Genomic DNA, 19,411 nt, shown 5'->3' with positions numbered 1-19,411 from the left:
CTTTATTACTCAGACCCAGCGTAGTGCCGATGGTTGTGGGCCTAAAGGGGATTTATCCACCTTTTGCGACCTGGCGGCTAAGCTTCGCCCATTTCTTGCAACATTGCCTCAATAAGTGGCACATCTTCAGGATTGTTTAATTCCCAAAATTGCCGTCCTCGGCCGTCAACTTCGACACATAATACAGGCGTTCCGCGCTCTAAGAACCGGAGCTGTTCCAGACCTTCGAGCTGTTCAAGGGGGCCGGATTCCCATGTCGGGTAGGATGAAAGCGCATCGGGCCGATAAGCGTAGACGCCCACATGGTGAAACACAGGCGTTTCATCCGCATCCTCATAGGTCTTACCCGTATAGGGGATCACCTCTTTTGAGAAATAAAGTGCGTTGTTACTTGTACCAAACACAGCCGTGGTGCCCCCAACGCGACCGGCGCGGCGATCAGCCAAAAAGCTGTTTAGGGCGCGCCCTTCGGTCCGTAAAACAGGCGTTGCCACGTCTGCTTGTGGGTTGGCACGTAGCCCAGTAACAAGATCTTCGACGAACCACGCAGGTGTCAGCGGCGCATCACCTTGTAAATTCACGACAATGTCGTAGCCGCCATCGATATTTGCGACCGCTTCGGCACAGCGTTCGGTCCCGTTTTGACAATCAACTGATGTCATCACCACCTCGGCCCCAAAGCCGCGCGCAGCTTCCGCGATGCGGTCATCGTCCGTCGCGATCACAACCCGGTCGACACCTTTCACTTGCATCGCGGCATCCCAAGACCGGCGGATCAGCGTTTTCGCGATTCCGTCTGCCCCGCGCAGCTCAACAAGCGGCTTGCCGGGATAGCGGGTCGATGCATAGCGCGCTGGTACAACGATAAGGACAGGCATTATCCTTGCTCCAACGTGACACCCGGCGACAGCGCGATAAAGAATGGGTTTTCGAAAATAGGTTTGCCATAGGTCAGCGGCGTATGGTCATCAAACCGCACCACCTGCCCGCCGGCCCCTGTCAACACAGCATGCCCGGCAGCCGTGTCCCATTCCATCGTGCGCCCAAGACGTGGGTAAAGGTCGGCCTCGCCCGTGGCGACCAGACAGAATTTCAACGATGACCCTGCGCTTTTCATGTCTTGGACGTTGTATTTATTAATATAATCATCGGTTGCTTGATCCCGGTGAGATTTGGACGCAACAATTAAAAGCGCGCTATTGTCGGGCTTTGAAACCTGCAATGGCGCGATTTTACCTACCGTTTCTTTTGCAAACACGCCTGTTTCCTCGACCGAAACGCCCCCCGCATCGGTGTAAAACAGCCGTTCTTTGGCGGGCGCATAAACGATCCCGCGGACCGGGACGCCGTCGACCACATAAGCGATGTTCACGGTGAAATCACCGCGCCGTTTGATGAATTCTTTGGTCCCATCCAACGGATCGACGATCAAGAACGTGCTAACGGATTGACCGTGCGATTCTGACTGTTCCTCGGTGACAAGTGGGACGTCAGGGAATGCCGCACGCAGGCCTGCGCTAATGATCGCATCGGCCGCTTCGTCTGCTGCAGTCACCGGGCTTTCATCGCTTTTCGCGCGCACATCAAAATCGTCGGCGGCATAGATTTTCATAATTTTATCGCCCGCCAAAAGCGCGAGTTCCCGCATCACGGTGTTCAGTTTTTCAAAATCCATCGCGGGGGTCCTGTTTATTGAATAATTAGGGTGTGACGGTTATGAAGGCTTGATCCGATGTCGGCAAGCCAATCCTAGCGCAGGCACAGAACGAAAGCATCACGATGTTTCAAACTCGCCGAAATGTGTCGACCTTAGGCAGCTTTTTCAGCAATCTCGACCTGATTTACGAAGTCACCGTACGATCTGTGCGCGGGGGCCACAGAAATGCTGTCGTCGGCCTTGTTTTGACCATTTTGCAAAGCCTTGTTTTGGTGGCCGTATTTTTGGTGATGTTCATGGTCGTCGGTATACGCAGCTGCCCCATACCTGGCGAAGATTTTTTGATCTACATCATGTCCGGCGTGATGCTGTTTCGTACACATGTCCAATCCGTTAAGGCGACCCAAGGGGCTAACGATGCATTGGCGCCGATGATGCTTTATGCACCAATGAACCCGATTGTGACGATCTGCGCATCAGCGCTTGCAACATTGTATCAACAGCTTTTGGCGATTTTGGTCGTCTTAACAGTCTACCATTGCGCAGTTACCCCGATCTACATCGACAACCCGATTGGCGCGATGGGAATGTTTTTGCTCGCGTGGTTTTCGGGATGTTGCATCGGGGTTCTATTTCTTGCCATTACGCCATGGTTTCCGCGTACAATGGCCATTGTCGGGCAACTCTATCGGCGCATGAACATGATTGCTTCAGGAAAGATGTTTTTGGTCAACGCGCTCCCATCGGCCATGATTGCGATGTTTGATTGGAATCCGCTATTTCACATTATCGACCAAAACAAAGGCTTTGTTTTTCTAGACTATAACCCGCATTTTACCACAATTTCCTACCCATTGCAGGTATCACTGGTCTTCCTAGTTCTTGGCATGATGGGCATGTTTTTCACGCGGCAACATGTTTCTGCCAGTTGGAGCATGGGGAAGTAGGGCGTTCGCCAACATCTCTTAACTTTCCCTGAACAAAAAACCGATTTTTTGCTGTTTTGTTGAGCCTAGGGCGCTTGCAGCCCCGATTACGCATCCCTATATACGCCTAGATCACTTGTTTAGGGGCTTCCCCTGATCAACAGAACGTAACTGGTGCGGGTGCCGAAACGGGTTCGCGCTACTCAAACTGCCTAAAGTAAGGGATTTGAAAAATGGCCAAAGTTATTGGTATCGACCTCGGAACGACAAACTCTTGTATTGCCATCATGGATGGCTCTAAACCACGCGTGATTGAAAACGCCGAAGGTGCGCGCACAACGCCATCTATCGTTGCGTTTACCGACGACGAACGCCTTGTCGGTCAGCCTGCAAAACGTCAGGCCGTCACCAACCCAGAAAACACAATCTTTGCTGTGAAGCGTCTGATCGGCCGCCGGTTCGACGACGCAGATTTGGCGAAAGAAAAGAAAAACATGCCGTTTGACATCGTCAATGGCGGCAACGGCGACGCATGGGTGCAGGCCAAGGATGAGAAATACTCTCCAAGCCAGATCTCTGCTTTCATTCTTGGTAAGATGAAAGAAACCGCCGAAAGCTACCTTGGCGAAGACGTGACACAAGCGGTTATCACCGTTCCAGCGTACTTTAACGACGCACAGCGTCAGGCGACAAAAGACGCGGGTAAAATCGCTGGCCTCGAAGTACTGCGCATCATCAACGAGCCAACAGCTGCGGCGCTGGCTTACGGCCTTGATAAAGAAGACACACAAACTATCGCGGTCTATGACCTTGGCGGTGGTACATTCGATGTGACCATCCTCGAAATCGACGACGGCCTGTTCGAAGTTAAATCTACCAATGGTGACACATTCCTTGGTGGTGAAGACTTTGACATGCGCATCGTGAACTACCTCGCGGATGAGTTCAAAAAAGAGCACTCAGTCGATCTGACTCAAGACAAGATGGCGTTGCAGCGTCTTAAGGAAGCTGCGGAAAAAGCGAAAATCGAACTGTCTTCGTCTTCCAGCACTGAAATCAACCAACCGTTTATCTCTATGGGGTCAAACGGTCAGCCTTTGCACATGGTCATGAAACTGACCCGCGCGAAACTGGAATCACTGGTTCTGGACCTGATCAAAAACTCGATCAAACCATGTAAAGACGCGATCAAAGACGCTGGTCTGTCCGTTGGTGACATCGACGAGGTTGTTCTTGTGGGTGGTATGACCCGCATGCCACGCGTTAAAGAAGAGGTCGGTAAGTTCTTTGGCAAAGAACCGCACCAGGGTGTGAACCCTGATGAGGTTGTTGCGATGGGTGCCGCCATTCAGGCCGGTGTTCTGCAAGGCGACGTGAAAGACGTTGTTCTGCTCGACGTGACACCGTTGTCTTTGGGTATCGAAACATTGGGCGGCGTGTTCACACGCCTGATCGATCGCAACACAACGATCCCAACGAAAAAATCGCAAGTCTTCTCAACTGCCGAAGACAACCAAAACGCGGTGACCCTGCGTGTCTTCCAAGGTGAGCGTGAAATGGCCGCCGACAACAAAATGTTGGGCCAGTTCAACCTCGAAGAAATCCCACCCGCACCTCGCGGCCTGCCACAAATCGAAGTGACCTTTGACATCGACGCCAACGGCATCGTTGAAGTGGGCGCTAAGGACAAAGGGACCGGCAAGGAACAGAAAATCACGATCCAAGCCTCTGGTGGTCTGTCAGATGACGACATCGAAGCAATGGTGAAAGATGCGGAAGATAACGCCGAGGCCGATAAAGATCGCCGCGAACTTATCGAAGCCAAGAACCAAGCCGAAAGCCTGATCCACTCGACCGAAAAGTCGATGGAAGAGCATTCTGACAAGGTCGACCCAACAACCATCGAAGCCATCGAATTGGCCATCGCTGCGCTGAAGGACGATCTTGAAGAAGGCACCGCCGAAAAGATCAAATCAGGCATCCAGAACGTCACAGAATCTGCGATGAAACTGGGTGAAGCCATCTATAAATCCAGCCAAGAAGAGGCCGGAGAGGCAGAGCCTGACGCGCCAGCCGCCGATGAAGAAATTCTCGACGCTGACTTCGAAGATCTGGATGACGACAAGCGCGACAACTAAGCCAGCGCTGTCTTAGGAAAGAGGACCGGCCCACCACCGGGCCGGTCTTTTTCCATTCCCAAGGGGGAAATTATCATGGCAAAACGAGACTATTACGAGGTTCTTGGTGTCGCAAAGGGCGCCGATGCAGCGGCCATCAAAAAGGGCTACCGCCAAAAGGCGAAAGAATTGCACCCTGACCGCAATGCCGATGACCCAACTGCCGAAGCCAAGTTCAAAGAAGCGAACGAGGCTTACGAAGTCCTGAAAGACGCCGAGAAAAAAGCAGCCTATGACCGCTATGGTCACGCGGCTTTTGAAAATGGCATGGGCGGCGGCGGACAACGCCCCGGTGGCGGCCAAGGCGATTTTGGCAGCGCCTTTTCGGACGTGTTCGACGACCTGTTTGGCGATTTTATGGGCGGCAACCGTGGCGGCGGTGGGCGTCGTGGCGGGGCCCAACGTGGCAATGACCTGCGCTACAACTTGCGCATTAGCCTCGAAGAAGCCTTTGCTGGCCTCAAAAAGACGGTGAATGTCCCAACTGCTGTAGGCTGCGAGGCCTGCAACGGCACGGGTGCCGAAGGTGGATCCGAACCCCAAACCTGCCCAACTTGTGCAGGCATGGGCAAGGTCCGCGCACAACAAGGTTTCTTTACCGTTGAACGCACCTGCCCAACCTGTTCTGGCTTAGGTCAAACTATCAAAGACCCGTGTAAAGCCTGTCATGGTCAAGGCCGTGTCGAAAAAGAAAAATCGCTTTCCGTCAATATTCCAGCTGGCGTCGAAACTGGCACGCGTATCCGTCTTGCTGGCGAAGGCGAAGCCGGAATGCGCGGCGGCCCGACTGGCGATCTTTACATCTTTATCGAGGTCAAAGATCATGCGCTGTTCGAACGCGAAGCCAACAACCTTTTCTGCCGCGTGCCTGTATCGATGGCGACCGCTGCATTGGGCGGCGAAATCGAAGTGCCGACCATCGATGGTGGCCGTAGCCGCGTGAAAGTACCCGAAGGGTCGCAATCAGGACGGCAAATGCGCTTGCGTGGCAAAGGAATGCCTGCCCTACGCGGGGCTGGCAGTGGCGACATGTTCATCGAACTCGCCGTTGAAACCCCTGTTAAACTGACGGCGCGCCAGCGTGAGCTTCTCAAAGAATTTGACGAACTCAGCGAAGAAAACAACCCGCAAGGATCGAGTTTCTTTACCTCGGTCAAAAGCTTTTGGGATTCGATGAAAGGTTAAGATAAGGCCCCGGATCGTACCGGGGCCTTATTCACGCTTCATTAACCGATACCGGCGAACAATTGGGATATGTCCCATTTTGCCGAATCGCGCTCGCTTTTTTCTGATATTGACGACGTTGTGGTCCCAGCCAAGGCGCGCGCGCCTTCCTATCTGCGCGACCATCGTAAACGGTTGCGCGACCGGTTCTTAAACGGCGGCGCGACAGCCGTCCCCGACTATGAACTGCTTGAATTGATCCTCTTTCGTGCGATATCGCGCCAAGATGTGAAACCATTGGCCCACTTGCTGATCCAGACCTTCGGTGATTTTAATCGCGTCGTGTCAGCGCCGGTAAGTCAACTGACACAGGTCCAGGGCGTCGGCGAATCTGTGGCAACCGAACTGAAAATTGTCGAAGCAGCGGCGCACCGTCTTGCCCGCGCGAAAGTAATGCAACGCCATGTGGTATCCAGTTGGGACGCGCTTTTGAACTATTGCCACACTACAATGGCCCATCGCGACACAGAGCAATTTCGCATCCTGTTTTTGGATACGAAGAACACAATTATTGCCGACGAAGAACAGGCAAAGGGCACGCTTGATCACGTGCCAGTCTATCCACGCGAGGTCGTCAAACGCGCGTTAGAGCTAAATGCAGCTGCATTGATATTGGTGCATAACCACCCTTCAGGTGATCCAACGCCATCGGCCGCCGATATCGACATGACCGCGCAAATTAATCGCGCGGCGCAAGCACTTGGCATCACATTGCATGACCACCTTATTGTTGGAAAGTCTTGCGAAACCAGCTTTCGAGCGCAGGGGTATTTAGGCGCGGATGCTTAACGCTCTAGGCTTGTATAGGGCGCAATCGCGTCCGGCAGCATAACGAATTCACCCGCTGAACTGCAGGCCGGCACCTGAATTGAAACGTCAATCGGCACCCATATTCGTCCTGAAACCACATGGATAAGTTGCGCACTAAACAAGCGACCACAGTTTTGCGGCGTTACCATCAGACCTACTGGCATCGTGACGGAAATATCAGCCCGATCAAAATGCGCCGGGTACGAGTAAACTTCCGCCTGATAGGGGACAACTGCGGTGTGCGTTCCATGGCTTGTCACAAAGCCGTGCTGCCCCATCGTTGCGAGCTCCGCCGTATGGCTAGAGCCTGTCCATATATGCCCAGATTGGCCAATACTTGCACCAACTTCTAACACGTGCAGTTGCAACTTATCCGCGCCACGCCATTGCAGAATTGTGCGGTCATATTGCGAAACATCCGGCGCGTAGATCGCCACATGCGCAAATTCAACATTATCAAATAAGACAGATATCCGCGCGTTTTGCGCCATAATCGGGAGAGTGACTTCAGCGGCACCCAATCCGTCTGTACGTGGTGAGAACCGCAGGCTTTCATGCAAAACGACAAAATCTGCATTCTGGTGACATGGTGCCAGCACCGTCAAACGCGCCATTTCGGCAGGCATCTCAATCGCTGAAAGCATCACTTTGCAGGCATCTTCGATCGCGGGTACAGCCGATATCGTACCCATCGCGGGAGCGGATTCCTCTGTATTTGTCTCACGTACAAGCGCCACGTGTTGAACGTTTGAAACGTGGTCGACAAGCCTATGCGCGTTTTCGGGTACGCCGAAAACCGAACTCGATTGGCTATTTGTCACAACGGTCACGGCCCGTGGCACAGCCGCGCGGGCCGGTGTGCTGGCTCCATCCGAGGGCGTTTCCCCAATTTGAACCAAAAACCCAAGACCAAGCGCGACCGCAACCGTCAACAAGACCGTCTTATATGTGATCGTGCGCGCCATAGTGATTCCGTTAATCCTTCGATGTGGCAAACAGTCTAGCAGCGTCCGACAACGGGTCTAAGCATTAATTCACGCAAAGCGACCGTGGCAATGCTTGAACTTTTTACCTGATCCACAAGGACAATCATCATTCCGCGAAGGATTGCCCCACGTCGTCGGATCATTTTCATCAAAACCAGGAAGCGCACTGTCGGTCGTGGCCGCCGCCACTGCGGCCGCCTGCTGCTGTTGCATTGCTTGTGCGATCATGGCCTCTTGTTCCTCTTTTGACATCGGGCGAATGCGTGACAGCTGTTTTGTCACATCGGCACGTAAGCCATCCAAAAGACTTTCAAACAATTGAAACCCTTCGGTTTTGTATTCGTTCAACGGGTCACGCTGTGCATAACCACGGAAACCGACAACTGACCGCAAGTGATTCAGCGTCAAAAGATGCTCGCGCCATTTGCTATCAATCGTTTGCAGCAAAATTTGTTTTTCAACACGGCGCATTGTTTCATCGCCAAAGCTTTCCGTCTTTTCCGCCATGAATTTGTCGCAAGCGTCTTCAAGGCGTTCAATGATATCACCATCATCAACACCTTCTTCAGACGCCCATTCAGCGACAGGCAAATCAAGCCCAAGCTGCTCCTTCACGGCTGCTTGCAGCCCTTCGCCATCCCATTGATCTGCATAGCTTTTTGCGGGGATATAGTCACCGACCAGATCGTCGATCACCTGATCGCGCATATCCTTGGTAATGTCGGACAGATCCGTTGCTTCCATGATGTCGCGGCGCTGCGAAAAGATCGCTTTGCGCTGGTCGTTCATCACGTCATCGTATTTCAACAGCTGCTTACGGATGTCAAAATTGCGCGCTTCGACCTTTGCCTGTGCGCGTTCCAGCGATTTGTTGACCCATGGGTGCACAATCGCTTCGCCGTCTTTCATACCCAAACCGGACAGCACCTTATCAAGCCGTTCGGAACCGAAAATCCGCATCAGATCATCATCAAGCGAGAGGAAGAACGACGACCGTCCCGGATCACCCTGACGGCCCGAACGGCCGCGCAATTGGTTATCAATCCGGCGGCTTTCGTGGCGTTCTGTCGCTAAAACAAACAGGCCACCTGCATCTTTGACGGCCTTCTCATCAGCATCGTGCGCGGCTTCAATCTGCGCGCGGATCGCTGCGTGATCGCCCTCGGGATTGGCTGCGATGGCTTCCATGATTGCGAATTCGACGTTACCGCCCAGCTTAATATCAGTCCCGCGACCTGCCATGTTGGTGGCGATGGTTACAGCGTTCAGACGGCCAGCGTCCGCAACAATCTGCGCTTCTTGTTCGTGTTGGCGCGCGTTAAGCACGTTGAACTTAATGCCTTCAGCCCCAAGAAGTTGCGCAAGATGCTCCGATTTTTCAATCGATGTCGTCCCAACCAGAATCGGTTGCCCAGTGGCATGTGCCTCTTTGATTTCTTTGACGACGCCTTCGAATTTCTCTTTGGCGGTGCGATAAACCTGATCATGTTCGTCAACCCGCGCAATCGGACGGTTGGTGGGCACTTCGACCACACCAAGCCCGTAAATTTCCATGAATTCTTCGGCTTCGGTTGTCGCGGTCCCGGTCATGCCGCCCAGCTTTTCGTAAAGGCGGAAATAGTTCTGGAATGTGACCGACGCCAATGTGACGTTCTCGGGTTTGATCGCGACGCCTTCTTTGGCTTCAATCGCCTGATGCAACCCGTCGGACAGACGGCGCCCGTCCATCATCCGGCCCGTGAATTCATCAATTAAAACAACCTGGTTGTTGCGCACGATGTAGTTGTCATCACGCGTGAACAGCTTGTGCGCTTTCAGCGCTTGGTTCACGTGGTGGACCAAGGTCGCACTTTCCGGATCGTATAGCGTTTGACCTTCTGGCATCAGGCCCAATTCGGTCAATCGCGCTTCAAGGAAATCGTTGCCCTCGTCGGTGAATGTCGTCTGCTTGGTCTTTTCGTCCAGCGTATAATGCTCTTCGAGAATTTCCGGAATGACCTTATCCATGGTCGCGTACATTTCGCTACGATCTTCGGCGGGGCCGGAAATGATCAGCGGTGTCCGTGCTTCATCGATCAGAATACTGTCGACCTCGTCCACAATCGCGAAATTGTGGGGGCGTTGGTACATCTGTGACAGCTCAGATTTCATGTTATCGCGCAGATAGTCAAAGCCAAGTTCGTTGTTCGTGGCATAGGTCACGTCACAGGCGTAGGCTTCTTTCTTTTCATCATCCGGCTGATTAGGCACAACAACGCCAGTTTTTAGACCCAAAGCACTGTAAACTTTGCTCATCCATTCGGCGTCGCGGCTGGCGAGATAATCGTTCACGGTAACGATGTGGACGCCCTTGCCTGTCAGCGCATTCAAATAGGCCGGGAAGGTCGCAACGAGCGTCTTACCTTCACCGGTTTTCATCTCGGAAATGTTACCTTGATGCAGAAAGATCCCACCCATCAGCTGCGTATCAAAGGCACGCAGACCCAAGGCACGCTTGGCCGCCTCACGGCAGTTGGCGAACGCTTCTGGCAGCAGTTTATCAAGGCTTTCGCCGCCCATCGCACGTTTTGCGAGCGCCTCTGTCTTGTTTTTGATGTCTTCGTCAGAAAGGGCTTCAAATTCTGGTTCAAGCGCGTTGATCTGCGCGACCAGCGGGCGAACAGCCTTCACTTTGCGGTCGTTGGCGGTACCAAACACCTTTTTGGTAATCGTTCCAATACCCAGCATATTCACTCCGGCGGCGCATCCGCGCCTGTCTGACATCAAATTAAGACGAGGTCGCTTGTAGGCCCGCGACTGGCCACATACAAAGGGCCAAGAGCCAGCCCCGTCGAGGCATCTTAGGGATGTAAGGGGCCGGATATGCAGTGTCAACGCCACGCACCCGCGTGGATCATTTAGGGATCGATTTATGCTGAAACATGTTACATTTTTGGGTGCGACTGCACTGACAATGTCATTGTCGGGAACCGCATTTGCCCAAGACGACGTAACAGTCGACACCGTCATCGCGACTGTCGGCGAAACTGAGATCACATTGGGCGAAGTGCTGATCGCACGCACCGAGCTGCCAGAACAATACGCGCAGTTTCCAGAAGAAGTGTTGTTTGAGGGTTTGGTTGACCAGTTGATCCAACAACAGCTTCTCGCAGATACAGTCGAAGACGCCCCCGCCAATGTCTTGTATGCGCTCAAAAACGAAGAGCGCACATTGCTCGCAGGTGCGGCCATTACCGTTGTCGCCGAAGCTGCGGTTACGCCGGAATACATTCAAGCGGCTTATGATGAGCGGTTTGCGAACGCCGAAGAGCTTCCGGAATTCCACGCGGCGCATCTTTTGGTTGAAACCGAAGAAGAAGCAATCGCCGCAAAGACCCGCATCGATGAGGGTGAAGAATTTGCCGATGTTGCGCGCGCCGTGTCCACGGGTCCAACTGGGCCAAATGGTGGTGATCTAGGTTGGTTCGGTCCCGGCGCAATGGTCCCCGAATTTGAAACCGCCATCACCGCGCTTGAAATAGGCGGCGTGTCTGATCCGTTTGAAACCCAGTTTGGTTGGCACCTCGCAACATTGCTCGAAGAGCGCGTGCAGCCACGTCCGACGCTCGAAGAAATGACCCCGCAGTTGACCGGCGAATTGCAAGAGGCCGCGATCACCGCGCATCTTGAAGAACTTGCCGCTGCTTCAAACGTCATTAAGCCTGAAGAAGGTCAGTTCGACGCCACCATCATCAGCCGTTTCGACCTGTTGGACTGATCGCGTGACTATATCACCGCTTGCCCCTGCACAATTTCCGGACCTTCCGGAAATTGACGGCGTGACTTTTGCTGCGGCTGCTGCCGGGGTTCACTATGCTGGGCGTACCGACGTAATGCTCGCTTGCCTGACCGCTGGCAGCGCAGTTGCTGGCGTATTCACCCGTTCGGCCACAAGATCCGCCAACGTACTGGATTGTCAGGCCAAATTGGGCGGCGACCCAAGCGGCCCTGCTGCGATTATCGTGAATTCCGGGAACTCTAACGCGTTCACCGGGAAACACGGTGACAACAGCGTTGCCGCAATTTGCGAAACCGTGGCAACGACATTGTCAATTGATCCCATGCGCGTCTTTACGGCGTCAACTGGGGTGATTGGTGAACAGCTTCCACATGACCGGATCACAGCCAAGGTCGCAGAGCTTGCCGCGCACCAAAGCGCCGACAAGATCGAAGATGCTGCACGCGCCATCATGACCACAGACACGTTCCCCAAAGGGGCACATGCCACAGTGATGATCGACGGCAAGCCCGTGAAAATCGCAGGGATCGCCAAAGGGTCAGGCATGATCGCCCCCGATATGGCGACAATGCTGGTCTATCTGTTTACCGACGCCAAAATTGCCCAATCCGATTTGCAACAAATCCTCAGCGCGCAGAACGACATCACTTTCAACTGCATCACGGTCGATAGCGATACCTCGACCTCTGACAGTCTCATTCTTGCGGCGACGGGCGCATCTAGCGTCGATGTTACTGGAAACAGCGATTTCGTTGATGCGCTACACGGTGTGATGCTTGATCTTTCACATCAAGTCGTGCGCGACGGCGAAGGTGCAACGAAATTTGTGACCGTCGATGTCACCGGTGCGGCCGATGCGAGAGATGCGCGCAAAGTCGCCATGGCCATTGCCAATTCACCCTTGGTCAAAACCGCGGTCGCAGGCGAGGATGCCAATTGGGGACGTATCGTCATGGCGGTCGGAAAATCAGGGGCTGCGGCAGATCGTGACCGTTTATCCATTCGCTTTGGTGATATTCTCGTCGCTGAAAACGGCTGGAGCGCACCTGATTATTCCGAAGAGGTCGCGAGCGCCTATATGAAAAACCAAGAGCTGACGATCGCCGTCGATCTTGGGCTTGGTGATGGCGCATCAACCGTTTGGACCTGCGATTTGACCCACGGCTATATCGAAATCAATGCGGATTACCGGTCGTGAAGACTGTCTTAGTATCTGCAGTTGCGTTGATTGATCCCGATGGGCGCGTGCTTTTGGCGCAGCGCCCTGAAGGCAAAGCGATGGCCGGCCTATGGGAATTTCCTGGCGGCAAGATTGAACCCGGTGAAACCCCCGAAGCCGCGCTCATCCGCGAATTGCACGAAGAGTTGGGCATTGAAACATGGGGATCTTGCCTTGCGCCGCTCACGTTCGCCAGCCACAGCTATGATGATTTTCATCTGCTGATGCCGCTGTTTGCCTGCCGTAAATGGGATGGCACTCCACAGGCCCGCGAGGGTCAGGTACTGAAATGGGTGCGTCCAACTGATATGCGCGACTATCCGATGCCAGCGGCAGATATCCCGCTCATCCCGGTGCTACGCGACTGGTTATAAACGACAAAGGGCGGCCCGATCGGACCGCCCTTTCTATTTCTTTGGATTGTAACCTTACAGGTTGCGTTCGACTTCTTCGCGCTCGAAAATCTCGATCACGTCGTCCGGGCGGATATCGTCGTAGTTTTCAAACGCCATACCACATTCTTGGCCTGACTGCACTTCGGGGACTTCGTCCTTGAAGCGCTTGAGCGTCTTGAGCGTACCTTCGTGGATAACCACGTTGTCACGCAGCAGGCGCACACCGGCAGACCGACGCGCCACACCTTCGGTGACGATACAACCGGCGACTTTACCGACATTGGAAACCTTGAAGACTTCTTTGATGGACGCATAGCCGATGAATTTCTCGCGAATTTCTGCAGAAAGCAGGCCAGAAGCCGCTTTTTTCACATCGTCCACAAGGTCATAAATCACCGAATAATAACGGATCTCAACGCCCTTTTGATTGGCTGTGTTCCGCGCAGATGTGTTCGCACGGACGTTAAAGCCAAAGACAGGGGCACCCGACGCTTCGGCAAGGCCGATGTCGGTTTCGGTGATCGCGCCAACGCCCGAATGCAGAACCCGCACGCGCACTTCATCGTTACCGATTTTTTCCATCGCTTGCACGATTGCCTCGGCAGAGCCTTGCACATCGGCCTTCACGACCACCGGCAATTCGCTGACGTTTTCGTTTTGCTTGGCGTTTGCCATCAACTGTTCAAGCGTCGTCGCAGCACCTGCCGCAGCACGTTTTTCTTTCGCTGCTTTTTCACGGTATTCCGCGATTTCACGGGCTTGTGCGTCAGTATCAACCACGTTTAGCACGTCGCCAGCTTCTGGCGTACCGTTCAGGCCAAGAACCTCAACAGGTACCGCAGGACCAGCTTCGGTCACACGTTCACCTTTGTCGTTGATCAGCGCACGTACCTTACCGTGCTGTTCACCCACAACGAAAATGTCGCCTTGGCGCAGGGTCCCGTTTTGGATCAAAACAGTGGCAACTGGACCACGACCAACGTCAAGCTGCGCCTCGATCACTGCACCTTCTGCTGACCGATCAGGGTTCGCTTTCAGTTCAAGAATTTCCGCCTGCAACGCAATCGCTTCAAGCAACGTATCCAGACCTTGGCCCGTCATCGCTGACACTTCGACGTCTTGCACATCGCCAGACATCTTTTCGACGATCACCTCGTGCTGCAACAGATCTGTCCGCACTTTATCGGCGTTTGCTGCTGGCTTATCGATCTTGTTGATCGCGACAATCATCGGCACTTTGGCTGCTTTAGCGTGGTTAATCGCCTCAATGGTCTGTGGCATCACCGCGTCATCCGCAGCCACAACAAGCACAACGATATCAGTCACATGCGCTCCACGTGACCGCATCGACGTAAACGCGGCGTGTCCTGGCGTATCAAGGAATGACAGAACAGCGCCGCTATCTGTGGTGACCTGATAGGCCCCGATGTGCTGCGTGATCCCGCCGGCTTCGCCAGCGACAACTTTTGCATTCCGGATCGCATCCAAGAGCGATGTTTTCCCGTGGTCAACGTGCCCCATGATCGTAATAATTGGCGGACGCGATTTGAGATCCTTGGGATCATCGTCGATTTTGGTGATCACGTCTTCAACATCGGCATCGGAAACGCGCACAACTTTGTGGCCAAATTCTTCGATGATCAGCTCGGCTGTGTCCGCATCGATGGTTTGGTTTTGTGTTGCCATGATACCGTTTGTCATCAGCGCCTTAACCACGTCTGCCACACGTTCGGACATCCGGTTTGCCAATTCAGAAACGGTAATTGCTTCGGGCAGCGCCACTTCGCGGAATACCTTTTCGCGTTCAGCAGAAACGCCCATTGCCTTAGCGCGTGCGCGGTCTTGTTTGCGCTTCATTGCAGCCATAGAACGCTGACGCCCGCCTTCGCGGCCCGCCATCGCATCATTCAATGTCAGCTTACCAGAACGACGACCGTCGTTTGCGCCACCACGGCCAGGCTTAGCTTTTGCCGCTTTGTCACGGTTCGGCGCATCACGGTCCGTTTTGCGTGGCGCAGAAGATGGGCGCGTCACGGCAGTTTCGCCGGGCACAGCAGCGGCAGCAGGGGCTGCAGCTGGCGCGTCAGCTTTTGCTTTAGCTTTTGCAGCTTCGGCACGCTTGCGCTCTTCTTCTTCGGCTTTTGCCTTTGCACGCTCTTCGCGCGCTTTTTCTTCGGCTTCTTTTGCTTCGATCTCAGCGCGGCGTGCTTCACGTTCAGCGGCGCGGGCTTTTTCTTCGGCTTCGCGCTTTGCTTTTTCTTCTGTCTCACGGGCTTTCGCCATCGCGAGCGCCTTCATCCGGCGTTCGAGTTCTACATCCGAAATGCCTGCAGGACGTTTTGAGGGGTCACCACCGATGGGGCCTGTGCCACCAGTCGGTTTTGCCGCACCCGGCTTTGGCACCACAACGCGTTTGCGTTTGGTTTCCACCACGACGTTCTTGGTCCGTCCATGGCTAAAACTTTGCTTCACGTTGCTTGGACGCGAACCACCGAGACCGAGTGTCTTTTTACCGTCGTTATCGCTCATTTAGCTTCTATATCCTTCCCGGAGGCCGTATCGCCACCGTCCACTTCGCGTAAGCCACGTAGCCTTGTGGCTTCCTCTACAACACGATTGCTGAGTCCGCCAGTCGCAAGCGCGCCATGTATCACACTTTGCCGCCCAAAAGCCAAACCCAATTCTTCGGCTGTAAAGCATCCAAAGTATCGCGCACCTTCCGGCGTCCATAATTTCGCTTTGCCCCGTTCAGATCCATTCGCTGCCTGAACCAAGACGCGGACCCGCTCGCCACCAGCGAGCCACCCTTTAACTTTTTCAAATCCACAGACTGCGCGGCCCGATTTACGCGTCATCGCGATTAAATCCACCGCGTGACGTGCAATTTGCCGTTCTACTTCGTCGGTCAGACCGTCAGGAACGGTGACCGCTTGTTTGGCAGAGCGTGAAAACTGCCCCTTGTTTGCCGCATCTAACGCTTCGCGTGTTGACGAAACATACATGCCGCGACCGGGCAATTTACCAAGAACATCAGGATAGACCTGATCATCGGGCCCCACAACAAACCGGACCAGCCCAGCCTTTGGCTGCGCTTCGCCGGTGACGATACACTTACGTGTCGCCGCATCGTCTTTTGCTTTGTTGTGGCCGCCACGCGCCATGTTCTATTCCTTCAAAGGGCCTGATTAGGCCTCTTCTTCCTCTGTTAGTTCTTCTTCGGCCTCAGCTTCAAGTTCAGCGGGATCAACCCAGCCCAACATGACGCGTGCGGTCATAACCATTGTTTGCGCTTCTTCCAAAGACACATCAAACGGTTCCAATACACCGTCATCTTTGCTGCGCTCGCCATCAACGATGGTCCAGCCGCCGGCCAGTTCCCAGTCAGCACAGGTTGCAAAATCTTCCAGCGTTTTCACGCCATCTTTGCCCAGAGCTTCCAGCATATCTGGCGTCAGCCCTTCGAAATTCACGAGGCTGTCTTCGACACCCAGCGCGCGGGCTGCATCCATCGCTTTTTTCGCTTTGGCTTCAAGATAGTCGCGCGCACGTGCTTGCAATTCGCTGGCTGTGTCATCGTCAACGCCTTCAATCACGGTCAGCTCGTCAACTTCGACATAGGCCACTTCTTCAAGGTTAGTGAACCCTTCGGAAACCAGTAGCTGGGCAAAGAATTCATCCAGATCAAGGGTGTCCATGAACAATTTCGTGCGCAGCTCAAATTCGGCCTGACGACGCTTGCTCTCTTCTTCTTCGGTCAGAATGTCGATGTCGAGGCCAGTTAGCTGTGACGCAAGGCGCACGTTTTGACCGCGACGGCCGATGGCCAACGACAGCTGTTCATCAGGGACAACAACTTCGATTTTGCCCGCTTCTTCGTCCAGAACAACCTTAGAGACTTCGGCAGGTTGCAGCGCATTCACGAGGAACGTCGGCATGTCTTCGTTCCAAGGAATAATGTCGATCTTTTCACCCTGCAATTCGTTCACAACAGCCTGAACACGTGACCCGCGCATACCGACACAGGCACCGACAGGATCAATAGAGTTATCGTAGGAAATCACAGCGATTTTCGCGCGTGAACCTGGGTCACGGGCCACAGCCTTAATCTCGATCACGCCTTCGTAAATCTCAGGGACTTCCATCTTGAACAGTTCAGCCATGAATTCTGGCGCTGTCCGCGAAAGGAAAATCTGCGGACCACGTTGTTCGCGACGGACTTCTTTGATGAAGCAACGGATACGGTCGTTCGGGCGGTATGCCTCGCGGCCGATCTTTTCGTTGCGGCGCAGGACAGCCTCGCCAGCGCCCACATCCACGATGACGTTGCCGTATTCTTCGCGCTTAACCAGTGCGTTGATGATTGTACCGGCCTTGTCTTTGAATTCTTCGTATTGCTTGTCACGCTCGGCTTCGCGGACTTTTTGCAAGATCACCTGTTTGGCAGATTGCGCGGCGATCCGACCCAATTCAACGGGTGGTACTTCCTCGATAAACTGCTGCCCCACTTCGGGGTTTTCCATGTATTCGCGGGCTTGTTCGACGGTGAATTCAGCCTGATAGTTTTCAAGCTCTTCTTCCTCAACAACCGTGCGCACGCGGGTAAACGTGGCCTTGCCGGTCTTGCGGTCGATATCCACACGGATGTCCATTTCAGCGCCGTAGCGGGACTTTGCAGCCCGCGCGAGCGATTCTTCCATCGCTTCAACAACCAAGCCGGGCTCGATGTTTTTTTCACGTGCGACGGCTTCGGCCGTTTGCAAAAGCTCCAGCTGGTTCGCGGAAGTATATGCCATCAGGTGTTCTCCTCACCATCAATTATGGTTTCAATCTCATCAAATTGGGCTTCGTCGATTTGGCCCGCATCCTTACGCCCGCGCAAAACATCGCGGATCAATTCATCTGTCAGTACCAGTTTGGCATCTGACAGCCATTCAAATTTCAGACCAATCGTGCCTTCGGGGATCGTGATCAACACTTCGTCACCTTCAGTCCCAGCCAGCGCGCCCTTAAAGCGGCGGCGACCATCGATTAGCTCATCAGTTTCAATCTTCGCTTCAAAGCCTTCCCACTGGTCGAAATCTTTCAACCGTGTCAACGGACGGTCAATACCAGGGCTGGACACCTCAAGGTTATAGACGTCAACAATCGGATCTTCGACATCCAAAACCGCACTGAGCGCAGTGGACACGTGTCCGCAATCATCGACTTCCATGGTGCCATCGGGCTGTTGCACCATGACTTGCAGGATGCTTTCTTTGCCGGTCATGAGACGCACGCGAACAACTTCAAACCCCATGTCTTCGACAACAGGGGTGATAATTTCAGCGATACGGCGGTCAATGGCCGCTTTGGCGATCAGGTCGTTCATATCTCTCTCAAGCACAAAAAAACGGGCGCGCGGCCCGTTGATGTTTCCCGGTGGAGCGTTGGGTTTGGAAGCCAAGGCGCCGCTATTGATGTCCATATACGCCCACGGGGGTGAGTCTGCAACCCCTTCACATTTCGCGGGTGGGGTCCCATTCAACTGGTCGCGCAAGCTTAACTCCTCCTCGCCCGATTACCGGGTCTTCAAATTGAGAATTTGCTAACATTGTCTGCGTAATGTGGCGGATTGCACTTGCAATATAACGGTGCTTTTTACCTGGTTGGCTCTGCTCCATCCAGCCAATAATGAGCTTCTTGTCCAACTCTTCCACGACCATTCGCATCGGTTCAAGCAAGTCTGTATCCTGCGACAATACTAAGGCGACATCATATTGATCACAAAAACCGTCCATGAGCAGATGCGATGCAAGATTGACGTCGGAACCTTTTTCTTCGGTATCGTGGACCAAGACTTTTTGGGCGGGATTACTGACCAATGGACGTGATTTTTGTCTCGGCAAGAACTTACCCTTGTGGATTCTCAGTTCAGGTATCGTTTTTAGCGCTCGGAAGTACGCCTGTTGACGATTTGGTGCGCTAGGATCTCCAGCCCTGGGGCTTACATCCGCAGTGAAATAGCGAATTCGTTCGATAACGTCATCTGGAGCAACCAGTTTCTCTGATAGTGAGCGAAGATCAGTCCACTTGTACCGGGAATGTCTTAATCGACGATAGTATAAATTGAAGCCGTCAACATACACTCTAACCCGCATTGCACACCTCAAAAACATCTCTAGGGTGAATACAGCAAGAGCCGCAAAGGCGCAAACCTTATGCAGCTCTTGAACCAATAGACCTGCTATTGGCCGGTATAC

At 53.7% G+C, this 19,411-nt stretch carries 16 protein-coding genes; 7 read left to right on the top strand and 9 right to left on the bottom strand.

What is annotated here, in order from left to right; genetic code table 11:
* Positions 1 to 77 precede the first annotated feature (77 nt).
* The gene (locus tag Yoon_RS12180; RefSeq protein ID WP_238112519.1) at positions 78 to 878 is read right to left on the bottom strand and encodes a 3-deoxy-manno-octulosonate cytidylyltransferase; all 801 of its coding nucleotides are present in this window, start codon (positions 876 to 878) and stop codon (positions 78 to 80) included.
* Positions 878 to 1,675 carry a 3'(2'),5'-bisphosphate nucleotidase CysQ gene (gene cysQ, locus Yoon_RS12175; RefSeq protein WP_238112518.1) on the bottom strand — a complete coding sequence of 266 codons (798 nt, stop codon included), beginning with the start codon at positions 1,673 to 1,675 and terminating at the stop codon, positions 878 to 880. The genes Yoon_RS12180 and cysQ overlap by 1 nt, the downstream gene beginning before the upstream one ends.
* Positions 1,676 to 1,779: 104 nt before the next feature.
* Here cysQ and Yoon_RS12170 point away from each other — a divergent pair, with 104 nt between their 5' ends.
* The 4 genes from Yoon_RS12170 to radC all read left to right on the top strand — a co-directional run bounded on the left by Yoon_RS12170 (position 1,780) and on the right by radC (position 6,773).
* Positions 1,780 to 2,604: an ABC transporter permease gene (locus Yoon_RS12170; protein ID WP_238112517.1), complete on the top strand. Its 825-nt coding sequence runs from the start codon at positions 1,780 to 1,782 to the stop codon at positions 2,602 to 2,604.
* 212 nt (positions 2,605 to 2,816) lie between these two features.
* Positions 2,817 to 4,721, top strand: a complete 1,905-nt coding sequence (gene dnaK / locus Yoon_RS12165) for a molecular chaperone DnaK (RefSeq protein ID WP_238112516.1) — start codon at positions 2,817 to 2,819, stop codon at positions 4,719 to 4,721.
* 75 nt (positions 4,722 to 4,796) lie between these two features.
* Positions 4,797 to 5,945 (top strand): molecular chaperone DnaJ, encoded by a 1,149-nt coding sequence (gene dnaJ / locus Yoon_RS12160; protein WP_238112515.1) that lies wholly within the window; start codon positions 4,797 to 4,799, stop codon positions 5,943 to 5,945.
* 69 nt (positions 5,946 to 6,014) lie between these two features.
* A complete protein-coding gene (radC, locus tag Yoon_RS12155) occupies positions 6,015 to 6,773 on the top strand; it encodes a DNA repair protein RadC (protein ID WP_238112513.1) in 759 nt (252 codons plus the stop codon).
* Here radC and Yoon_RS12150 read toward each other — a convergent pair.
* Together Yoon_RS12150 and secA are read right to left on the bottom strand one after the other, a co-directional pair.
* Entirely contained in the window at positions 6,770 to 7,759 is a 990-nt protein-coding gene (locus Yoon_RS12150; protein ID WP_238112512.1) for a hypothetical protein, read from the bottom strand. The genes radC and Yoon_RS12150 overlap by 4 nt on opposite strands.
* A gap of 69 nt (positions 7,760 to 7,828) precedes the next feature.
* Entirely contained in the window at positions 7,829 to 10,507 is a 2,679-nt protein-coding gene (secA, locus tag Yoon_RS12145; RefSeq protein ID WP_238112510.1) for a preprotein translocase subunit SecA, read from the bottom strand.
* A gap of 184 nt (positions 10,508 to 10,691) precedes the next feature.
* Here secA and Yoon_RS12140 point away from each other — a divergent pair, with 184 nt between their 5' ends.
* Genes Yoon_RS12140 through Yoon_RS12130 form a run of 3 tightly spaced genes read left to right on the top strand, consistent with a single transcriptional unit; the run spans position 10,692 to position 13,151 of the window.
* The gene (locus Yoon_RS12140; RefSeq protein ID WP_238112508.1) at positions 10,692 to 11,537 is read left to right on the top strand and encodes a peptidylprolyl isomerase; all 846 of its coding nucleotides are present in this window, start codon (positions 10,692 to 10,694) and stop codon (positions 11,535 to 11,537) included.
* Positions 11,538 to 11,541: 4 nt separating this feature from the next.
* On the top strand, positions 11,542 to 12,756 hold the full coding sequence (argJ, locus tag Yoon_RS12135; protein WP_238112506.1) for a bifunctional glutamate N-acetyltransferase/amino-acid acetyltransferase ArgJ: 1,215 nt from the start codon (positions 11,542 to 11,544) through the stop codon (positions 12,754 to 12,756).
* On the top strand, positions 12,753 to 13,151 hold the full coding sequence (locus Yoon_RS12130; protein WP_238112505.1) for a (deoxy)nucleoside triphosphate pyrophosphohydrolase: 399 nt from the start codon (positions 12,753 to 12,755) through the stop codon (positions 13,149 to 13,151). Before argJ ends, Yoon_RS12130 begins: the two co-directional genes overlap by 4 nt.
* Positions 13,152 to 13,205: 54 nt before the next feature.
* On the opposite strand, the gene infB is transcribed toward Yoon_RS12130, so the two are convergent.
* From infB to Yoon_RS12105, 5 genes are all read right to left on the bottom strand, one after another.
* On the bottom strand, positions 13,206 to 15,701 hold the full coding sequence (gene infB / locus Yoon_RS12125) for a translation initiation factor IF-2 (RefSeq protein ID WP_238112503.1): 2,496 nt from the start codon (positions 15,699 to 15,701) through the stop codon (positions 13,206 to 13,208).
* Complete coding sequence (locus tag Yoon_RS12120; RefSeq protein WP_238112502.1) at positions 15,698 to 16,333, bottom strand: RNA-binding protein; 636 nt, start codon at positions 16,331 to 16,333, stop codon at positions 15,698 to 15,700. Before Yoon_RS12120 ends, infB begins: the two co-directional genes overlap by 4 nt.
* Before the next feature lie 24 nt (positions 16,334 to 16,357).
* The gene (nusA, locus tag Yoon_RS12115) at positions 16,358 to 17,965 is read right to left on the bottom strand and encodes a transcription termination factor NusA (RefSeq protein WP_238112501.1); all 1,608 of its coding nucleotides are present in this window, start codon (positions 17,963 to 17,965) and stop codon (positions 16,358 to 16,360) included.
* A complete protein-coding gene (gene rimP / locus Yoon_RS12110; RefSeq protein ID WP_238112500.1) occupies positions 17,965 to 18,540 on the bottom strand; it encodes a ribosome maturation factor RimP in 576 nt (191 codons plus the stop codon). The genes nusA and rimP overlap by 1 nt, the downstream gene beginning before the upstream one ends.
* A gap of 127 nt (positions 18,541 to 18,667) precedes the next feature.
* A complete protein-coding gene (locus Yoon_RS12105) occupies positions 18,668 to 19,309 on the bottom strand; it encodes an NYN domain-containing protein (RefSeq protein WP_238112655.1) in 642 nt (213 codons plus the stop codon).
* Positions 19,310 to 19,411: the final 102 nt, after the last annotated feature.

The organism is Yoonia sp. I 8.24 (assembly GCF_022096995.1).
Lineage (GTDB): Bacteria > Pseudomonadota > Alphaproteobacteria > Rhodobacterales > Rhodobacteraceae > Yoonia.
The sequence above is the reverse complement of the archived record's forward strand: the minus strand, read 5'-3'. Positions and strand labels throughout refer to the sequence as shown.

Bases quoted from the DNA above. Each gene is read 5' to 3' on its own strand.
- secA (WP_238112510.1), bottom strand. From the start codon at position 10,507: ATGCTGGGTATTGGAACGATTACCAAAAAGGTGTTTGGTACCGCCAAC.
- Yoon_RS12140 (WP_238112508.1), top strand. From the start codon at position 10,692: ATGCTGAAACATGTTACATTTTTGGGTGCGACTGCACTGACAATGTCA.
- radC (WP_238112513.1), top strand. From the start codon at position 6,015: ATGTCCCATTTTGCCGAATCGCGCTCGCTTTTTTCTGATATTGACGAC.
- Yoon_RS12150 (WP_238112512.1), bottom strand. From the start codon at position 7,759: ATGGCGCGCACGATCACATATAAGACGGTCTTGTTGACGGTTGCGGTC.
- cysQ (WP_238112518.1), bottom strand. From the start codon at position 1,675: ATGGATTTTGAAAAACTGAACACCGTGATGCGGGAACTCGCGCTTTTG.
- Yoon_RS12180 (WP_238112519.1), bottom strand. From the start codon at position 878: ATGCCTGTCCTTATCGTTGTACCAGCGCGCTATGCATCGACCCGCTAT.
- rimP (WP_238112500.1), bottom strand. From the start codon at position 18,540: ATGAACGACCTGATCGCCAAAGCGGCCATTGACCGCCGTATCGCTGAA.
- nusA (WP_238112501.1), bottom strand. From the start codon at position 17,965: ATGGCATATACTTCCGCGAACCAGCTGGAGCTTTTGCAAACGGCCGAA.
- dnaJ (WP_238112515.1), top strand. From the start codon at position 4,797: ATGGCAAAACGAGACTATTACGAGGTTCTTGGTGTCGCAAAGGGCGCC.
- Yoon_RS12170 (WP_238112517.1), top strand. From the start codon at position 1,780: ATGTTTCAAACTCGCCGAAATGTGTCGACCTTAGGCAGCTTTTTCAGC.
- dnaK (WP_238112516.1), top strand. From the start codon at position 2,817: ATGGCCAAAGTTATTGGTATCGACCTCGGAACGACAAACTCTTGTATT.
- Yoon_RS12105 (WP_238112655.1), bottom strand. From the start codon at position 19,309: ATGCGGGTTAGAGTGTATGTTGACGGCTTCAATTTATACTATCGTCGA.
- Yoon_RS12120 (WP_238112502.1), bottom strand. From the start codon at position 16,333: ATGGCGCGTGGCGGCCACAACAAAGCAAAAGACGATGCGGCGACACGT.
- infB (WP_238112503.1), bottom strand. From the start codon at position 15,701: ATGAGCGATAACGACGGTAAAAAGACACTCGGTCTCGGTGGTTCGCGT.